This is a genomic window from Mucilaginibacter sp. P4_E8 (genome assembly GCF_056401495.1).
Window position 1 is genome coordinate 1 of record NZ_JBFUJG010000179.1, and the last position, 8566, is coordinate 8566.

The following is an 8566-nucleotide window of genomic DNA, read 5'->3' on the forward strand; positions in this document are numbered from 1 at the left end:
GTATAGCGTGCCTGGTTTGTTTGGCCTGGTAACATTTACAGCCGAACAACGGGTTAAGGAAATAGGCATCAGAAAAGTTTTAGGAGCAAGTGTAACCAATATTGTAACGCTGTTGTCCAAAGACTTGATGAAGCTGGTATTGGTTGCCACAGTTATAGCCTCGCCGCTGGCCTGGTATGGTATGAGCAAGTGGTTGCAAAGCTTTGCTTACCGTGTTGATATACAATGGTGGGTATTTGCCATTGCCGGTATTGCAGCCATATTGATCGCTTTTATAACTGTGGGTACACAATCAATAAAAGCGGCAACGGCAAACCCGGCTAAAAGTTTAAAAAGTGAATGAGTAATGAGTAGTGAAAAATACCCGGCAATTTAGAGTTTAAGATTTTTTTAATATCATGTTAAAAAGTTATATAAAAATAGCGTGGCGAAACCTTTATAAGAATAAAGCATTTTCGCTCATTCACATACTTGGATTAACTATGGGGATCACCGTATGCCTTATGATATTCCTGTATATTACCAATGAATTCAGCTATGATAAATTTCATACAAAGGGAAAAAATATTTACCGTGTTATGCGTGGTTTTGATGCCACCAAGGCAAGGGTGCCATATTTGTCGGGCCCGTATGCACCAGCATTATTAAATGATTATCCTAATGAGATAAAGAAAGCTGTACGTGTAGCACCAAGAAATGATCTGGTATCATTTGGCGAGAAAGCATTTAACGAAAAGAAAGTTTACGCAACTGATGCCGACTTTTTTACTTTGTTTTCTTTCCCGCTTAAAAAAGGTGATGCGGTTACAGCTCTGAAAGACCCGGGTAGTATAGTGCTTAGTGAAACCACAGCAAAAAAATACTTTGGTAGCATTGACAATGCTATGGGTAAGGTGGTTCAAATGGATAAGCGTCTTCAACTAAAAGTTACGGGTATAACTAAAGATGTTCCTTCAAATTCTCACATGGATTTTGATATGGTGATACCATTATCAAATTACGTTCATGATGATGGCTTTAATGTTTGGATCAATAACAGCATGTTTGTTTATATACTGCTTGATGACCATATAAGCAAGGCACAGCTTGAAGGTCGTTTTACTCAGTTTATGGATAAATATATGGGTAAGAATATGGCCCGTTTCGGTACCCGATTTGATCTTAAACTCACCCCGTTGAATGATATTTATTTTGAACAAGCATCTGCGTTTGATAATGTAAGGCATGGCGACAAAACCGTAGTGTTCATCTTTATATCCATTGCCATCCTGATCATGCTTATTGCCTGTATCAATTTCATGAACCTATCAACCATAAGAGCGGTTGAGCGCTCAAAAGAAGTAGGTATGCGAAAGGTGATGGGGGCTTTACGCAATCATTTAATTATACAATTTATTGGCGAATCGCTTTTGTTGGCATTAATTTCTTGTGCCCTATCAATAGGTCTATTGCTAATGCTGATGCCCTGGTACAACCAGTTACTTGGGTTTACATTAACTGTTGCCTGGAATAAGCCGCCCATTTATTTGTTTTTGGCTGGCGTAATATTAGTTGTCGGGTTTTTAGCAGGCAGCTACCCGGCATTTTTTCTTTCGGCATTTTCGCCCATACAGGCTTTGAAGGGGAAATTACGCCTGGGCAAAGGAGGTACGCTGCTTAGGCAGTCGTTGGTGGTGTTACAATTCAGTATTTCTGTTTTACTGATCATTGGTACCATAGTTATCATGAACCAAATGAACTTTATAAAAAGCAAGACGCTTGGCTATGATAAGGAACAAACGGTTATTGTAAGTATAGATAATGATGATATTTATAACCACCGCCGTGCATTTAAAGATGAGTTGCAAAACTCAGGCAATGTAGCTTCGGTATCACTTATGTCGGGCGAGCCGGGTGGCTTTTTTGATATACATGGTTTCGAAGTAGAGGGTCAGCACGAAATATTTAAATCAAGAACAGAGTTTGCCGATTTTGAATATATAAAAACGCTGGGTTTAAAGGTAATTTCAGGCCGGAATTTTTCCCCGCAATATGCTACAGACACTACCGACGCGGTACTCCTTAACCGCACTGCTGCCAAATTGCTTGGGTTTACTCCCCAACAGGCGATAGGTAAATGGGTAAAAAACACCGTACGCGATGATAAAAAACGAAGGGTAATAGGAGTAATTGAGGATTTTAACTTCCTGTCGCTAAAAGAAAATATGGACGCCCTGATCATTGCACCAAATGAAGACAGGCGGGTAGCCGTAATAAAATTAAAACCGGGTAATATCAAAGCTGCCCTGGCCAATATAAAGGATATCTACAATCAGGTTGCACCTGTTTATCCTTTCGAATATAAGTTTCTTGATCAGCAGTTTGATGTAACCTACAGAACCGATATCAGACAGCAAACTATGCTGAGTATATTTTCAGGTTTGGCCATATTTATCGCTTGTTTGGGTTTATTTGGTTTAGCATCATTCACAGCAGCTAAGCGTACAAGAGAAATAGGCGTGCGTAAAGTGCTTGGTTCATCGGTACAAAACATTTTGCTGCTATTATCAAAAGATTTACTTAAACCAGTATTACTTGCCACGGTGATCGCTATGCCTGTTGGTTATTATTGCATGAGTAAATGGTTGCAAAATTTTGCTTTTCGCACCACATTGCATTGGTGGATATTTGTTTTGGCAGCGCTTTTTACTTTTTTAATTGCATTGCTTACCATTAGTTTCAAATCTGTTAAAGCAGCTTTGGCAAATCCTGTAAAAAGTTTAAGAAGCGAATAGGGGTAACCAGGATTTGAGTTGTATGTTATGTGAGCAGTAGGTTTTAAAGGGCAGGGGAAGTTAGGGTCTGAATTTTTAAATTTAAAAATCATGTTAAAAAATTACATCAAAACCGCGTTCCGCAGCCTCCGGAAAAACACAGGCTTTACAGCTATCAATATTTTAGGGCTATCTGTTGGGTTGGCTACTTGTTTATTGATCGTATTTTATGTGATTGATGAACTGAGCTATGATCGATTCAACAAAAAAGCCGACCGTATAGCACGGGTGAATTTTGAGATAAAATTTGGAGGCAATAATTCTAAATATGCGCAAAGCATGGCTCCTTTAGCGCAGGTTTTAAAAAGTGAGTTTCCCGCTGTTGAAGCTGCTGTACGGCTACAGGGAAAAGGTGGCGTACACGTAAAAAAGAACAACGAGAACATTCAGGAAGACATGATGGTTTATAGTGACCCGGGCTTGTTTGATGTTTTTACCCTGCCAATGATCAATGGAAATCCAGCTACTGCTCTGGTTGAACCTAATAGTGTAGTGATCACTGAAAGCATAGCAAAAAAATACTTTAACAGTGTAGATGTGGTTGGTAAAACACTGGTATTGAATGACACTCAAAATTATAAAGTTACCGGGGTTATTAAGGATATTCCTAAACAATCGCATTTCAATTACGGCTTTTTTCTGTCTATGTCTTCAAATGGAGATAGTAAGGAAACTACCTGGTTAAGCAACAACTTTAATACTTATGTTTTGCTAAAACCGGGCGCCGATTTTAAGAAACTAAATGCACAACTACCCGCATTAATGCGTAAGCACATCAATGTAGAATTACAAAGTGTGATCCATTTAACCATGGATGAGTTTGAAAAAGCAGGCAACTACTTCCGGATGAACTTAACCCCGCTTACAGATATTCACCTGTATTCGAACCGGGTTGGCGAATTGGGGCGTAATGGCAGCATTCAGTATGTTTATATACTATCGGCCATCGCCTTGTTTATCCTGCTGATTGCTTGTGTTAACTTCATGAACCTTTCAACAGCTCGTTCCTCAAATCGCGCACGCGAAGTAGGGGTGCGTAAAGTGTTGGGTTCGCCACGGAGCTCATTAATAGCTCAATTTTTAATAGAATCAATATTAGTAACTTTTATATCCACGCTTATTGCTGTTGTGTTAGCCTGGGTATTGTTGCCTTTGTTTAATCAAATGGCTGATAAAGAACTGGCTATAACAGTGCAATCATTTATTTGGCTGTTACCTGTAATGATCGCTATAGCGTTGGTTATTGGAGGCCTGGCAGGTTTCTATCCTGCATTTTTCCTTTCGGCATTTCAACCTGTTGATGTGTTGAAAGGGAAGTTGTCAACCGGTTTTAAAGGTGGCAGGCTCCGGAGTTTCCTGGTGGTTTTCCAGTTCTCTATATCAATTATCCTGATCATCGGTACATTGGTTATTTATAATCAGCTCAATTATATCCAACATAAAAACCTGGGTTATGATCGCAGCCAGGTACTTGTTGTGAAAAATACCGGCGCACTTGGTCGCCAGGCAAAGGTTTTTAAACAGGAGATCAAGCAGCTGCCGGGTGTGGATAATGCTACCATGACCGGCTATTTACCTACAGCCGACTACAGGAATACCAGTGCCGTGTTCCAGGATCCTACACTTGATCAAAAGCGGGGGATTTTACCACAGGTATGGTCGGTTGATGAGGATTATTTAAATACGCTGGGTATTAAAATGATCAGTGGCCGTAATTTTTCGACCGAACTCCAAACTGATTCATCAGCAGTGATCATTAACGAAACAGCAGCACGACTGATGGGCTTGAAATCTCCACTAAATAACCCCATTTATCGCCCTATGGATAATTCTGGTAAGAGCATTAAGCGATTTACTATTATTGGGGTTATTAAAGATTTTAATTTCAGTTCATTACGTGATAATATTTCGCCGGTTACTTTATTTCTGGAGGAAAACAATGGAGCCTTAAGCGTACGTGTACATACCAAAAATATACCCGCCCTATTAACACAGATAGAAGGTAAATGGAGATCGCTGGCACCAAATCAACATTTTGCCTACTCCTTTATGGATCAGGATTTTGATGCCACTTACCGGTCAGAACAGCGTGTAGGAAAAATATTTGTGGTATTTACCTCTCTGGCAATTGCTATCGCCTGTTTAGGCTTGTTTGGTTTGGCTGCTTACGCCGCCGAGCAACGTACCAAAGAAATAGGCATACGTAAAGTACTGGGCGCCGATGTTTCTGTTATTGTTGCCATGCTTACAAAAGATTTTATCAAACTTGTTTTTATAGCCATATTAATTTCATCGCCRCTGGCCTGGTTTTTTATGCAAAAATGGTTGCAGGGTTTTGCTTACCGTGTAAATTTTCAATGGTGGATAGTAGCATTAGCCGGGGCGGGAGCGCTATTGATCGCGTTTTTAACCATTAGCTTTCAATCCATTAAATCGGCATTGGCAAACCCGGTAAAGAGTCTGAAGAGCGAGTAGGTAGGGCTTAAAGCTAAAGGCTGAAAGCATAAAGCTTTTTTAGAGTTCAAGTATTTAGAATTTCAACATATGATCAATATCAAATTAGCATGGCGTAGTTTAAAGAAAAATAAACTTTACGCATTTATAAATATATTGGGTTTAACAGTTGGCATTGCAAGCTGTTTATTGATAGGTATTTACATACAACATGAACTGAGTTATGAACGGTTTCATGTTAATGCCGACAGAATAGTGAGGGCCACCATGGAGTATAAACATGATGTGGTGCGGAGAGCTGCTGTTACTGGTACCAAACCAGGTCCGCAGTTTAAACGAAATTTCCCGGAGGTGAAGGATTTTGTTAGAACATTTAAATATCCCAGAGTAGTTGGATACAATAATCAATTGTTTGAGGAAAAAAACTTTTTGTATGCCGATCCATCTTTTTTTAAGGTATTTTCCTTTAACCTGATTAAAGGAGACGTCGGTACCGCTTTAAATGCGCCTGATAAAATGGTGATCACTCAAAATACTGCTAAAAAATATTTTGGAGGCCAGGAAGCTATAGGGAAAGTGTTAAAGGTAGGTGAAAAGAATTTTACGGTATCAGGAGTGGTGGATATTGTACCTTCAAACTCACAGATCCAGTTTGATTTTATAGTACCATTTAGCTTGTACATGGATATGAATGGCCCAGAACAATGGTGGACAGCTAATAACATCACCTATCTGCTGTTAAATAATAAAGATGAGATGGCTCCATTACAAAAAAGAGTGGCCGATTATATGAAAACCGTTAGCCAGGGCGAGTTAAAAATGGGAAATGGTCAGTATCTTACGTATAAGTTGCAACCTTTAACAAGTGTTCATTTACATTCTGATTTACCAAATGAGATTGAACCTACAGGTAGCATTACCTACATTTACATTATGCTGGCGGTGGCTTTATTAATACTCACTATTGCCTGCGTTAATTACGTTAACCTGGCTATTGCACAGTCATCGGGCCGCGGGGCCGAAATAGGTGTCAGGAAAGTGCTTGGTGCGGCTAAAGGCGAACTATTTACACAATTTATTGGCGAATCGGTATTTACAGCCGGCATAGCTGCTATTTTAGCTATAGGTGTGGCCATGTTGGTACTTCCGCTGTTCAACCAAATTTCAGGGAAACAACTGCAGGTTAATGTTTTGTTTGACCCTGTAATAATCATTTGCCTTATAGTTTTAAGTATAGTGATAGGCTTTGCAGCAGGAGCGTACCCAGCCTTACTTTTATCAAATGCCAAATTAGTGAAGGTACTGAAATCGGGGTTTTCATTTACATCAGGCCAAAGCGTAAGGAAATCGTTAATTGTTTTCCAGTTTGTGATCTCTATTTTCCTTATCATATCAACTATTGTAATTCTACAGCAGCTGTCATACATCAGGAATAAGGATCTCGGTTATAACAAAAGTAATATAATGGTTTTGCCTGTTGACAATACCATGCAACCCCAATTAGATGCGCTCAAAAAAGAAATCAGTGCAATACCCAATGTACAGAGCACAGCAGCTGCTTATGATGAACCCATTAATGTGGGTTGGAGCGATGGGATAAATACCAATGATAACAAAAACATTTCGGTGAATGCCATTCCGGTTGATGAGGATTTTATAAAAACCATGCAATTAAAAGTAGTGGCCGGTAATGATTATACACGTGCTGATGTATTGCAAATAGATACCACTAACCAGGGTAAAAATCATCGTTATTCATTTATCCTCAATGAATCGGCTGTAAAAGCGTTGGGGTGGACACCAGAACAGGCAGTAGGCAAGCAAATTTCAAAAGGCGATCCAGGCATTATCAAAGGAGTGGTAAAAGACTTTAATTTCAAATCGTTTCACGATCCTATAACGCCGCTGGTACTGTTTTTAGATAAGGATATGCCTCATGCGCTTTTTGTAAGAATAAACGGCAATAACACCCCCGGTACTATTAATGAAATTGGCAAAATATGGAAAACCCGTGTAATACACCGGCCCTTTGACTACCGTTTTCTGGATGATGATTATGATGCATTATACCGCACAGAACAACGTACAGCCGGGGTTTTTACAACATTTTCAATATTGGCTATCGTATTAGCTTGCCTGGGTCTGTTTGCTATTACGGCCTTCGCGGTAGTACAGCGTACCAAAGAAATAGGGATACGTAAAGTATTGGGAGCAAATGTTGCCAATATTATTTTGCTGATATCTAAAGATTTTTTAAAGCTGGTTGTTATGGCTACCATCATTGCATCGCCTATTGCATGGTATGTGTCCAGTAAATGGTTACAGGATTTTGCTTATCGTATCAACATACAATGGTGGGTATTTATCTTAACAGGTGGGGTATCTCTACTGGTAGCTGGTTTAACCGTGAGCGCACAGGCAATAAAAGCAGCCCTGGCCAACCCGGTTAACAGTTTAAAGAATGAGTAGTGAGTAGTGAGTAGTGAGTAGTGCCCGACAATTTAGGGTTTAGAATTTAGGTTTTAGAATTTTTTCAATCAGGGTGCAACTTAATCCCATGAACATGGGTCTTATATATAAACCTAACAAAAATATTATGAAAAATTACTTACTGTTGCTATTTGTGGCCTGCCAAAGTTATACTGCATTAGCACAAGATAACCGAACACCTTATATGACGAAATCATTATCCAATTCGGGTATAAAGGCAGTTTTTGTTAACACATCAGGCGGTAGTATTGCTGTTAGTGGTGCAAGCGGCGAGAATTCCCGGGTTGAAGTTTATATCAGCGGCAATAATGGTAGAGGCGATCTGTCAAAAGACGAAATAAAGAAACGTCTTGAAAATTATATATTGGATGTGGCTGTAAATGGCGGCGAATTGCATGCTACCGCAAAAAGTAAAGGCAGCGGCTTGTTTAACTGGAGAAATTCATTGAACATATCATTCAAAGTATTTGTATCAAAACAGGTTGCCACCAGCCTGAATACCAGCGGTGGTAGTATCAGCTTGGACAATTTAACCGGCAAACAAGATTTTGAAACCAGTGGAGGGAGCCTGCATGTTGAGCGCTTAACTGGTGCTATACATGGCCGGACATCAGGGGGGAGCATTCATGTAAGCAATTCCGGGCAAAATATTGACCTGGAAACAAGCGGTGGCAGCATTGAGGCCAGCAATTGTAATGGTAAAATTCACCTGGAAACTTCTGGTGGTTCGTTACGCCTTACCGATTTAAAAGGTACCATAGATGCAAATACCAGCGGTGGCAGTATCAACGCAAATAACATAGCAGGTG

At 39.8% G+C, this 8566-nt stretch carries 5 protein-coding genes; all 5 read left to right on the top strand.

Annotation, left to right across the window (positions count from 1 at the left end; genetic code table 11):
• Window positions 1-343 (top strand): ABC transporter permease (locus AC1DRQ_RS27805; RefSeq protein WP_477428822.1); only part of this gene is annotated, 343 nt, incomplete at its 5' end.
• A 55-nt stretch (window positions 344-398) separates the two neighbouring features.
• Window positions 399-2774, top strand: coding sequence for an ABC transporter permease (locus AC1DRQ_RS27810; RefSeq protein ID WP_477428824.1), 2376 nt, complete (start codon window positions 399-401; stop codon window positions 2772-2774).
• 90 nt (window positions 2775-2864) lie between these two features.
• The gene (locus AC1DRQ_RS27815; RefSeq protein WP_477428826.1) at window positions 2865-5288 is read left to right on the top strand and encodes an ABC transporter permease; all 2424 of its coding nucleotides are present in this window, start codon (window positions 2865-2867) and stop codon (window positions 5286-5288) included.
• 69 nt (window positions 5289-5357) lie between these two features.
• Window positions 5358-7736 carry an ABC transporter permease gene (locus AC1DRQ_RS27820; protein ID WP_477428828.1) on the top strand — a complete coding sequence of 793 codons (2379 nt, stop codon included), beginning with the start codon at window positions 5358-5360 and terminating at the stop codon, window positions 7734-7736.
• Window positions 7737-7863: 127 nt separating this feature from the next.
• The coding region (locus AC1DRQ_RS27825; RefSeq protein WP_477428830.1) for a DUF4097 family beta strand repeat-containing protein at window positions 7864-8566 on the top strand (703 nt) is incomplete at its 3' end.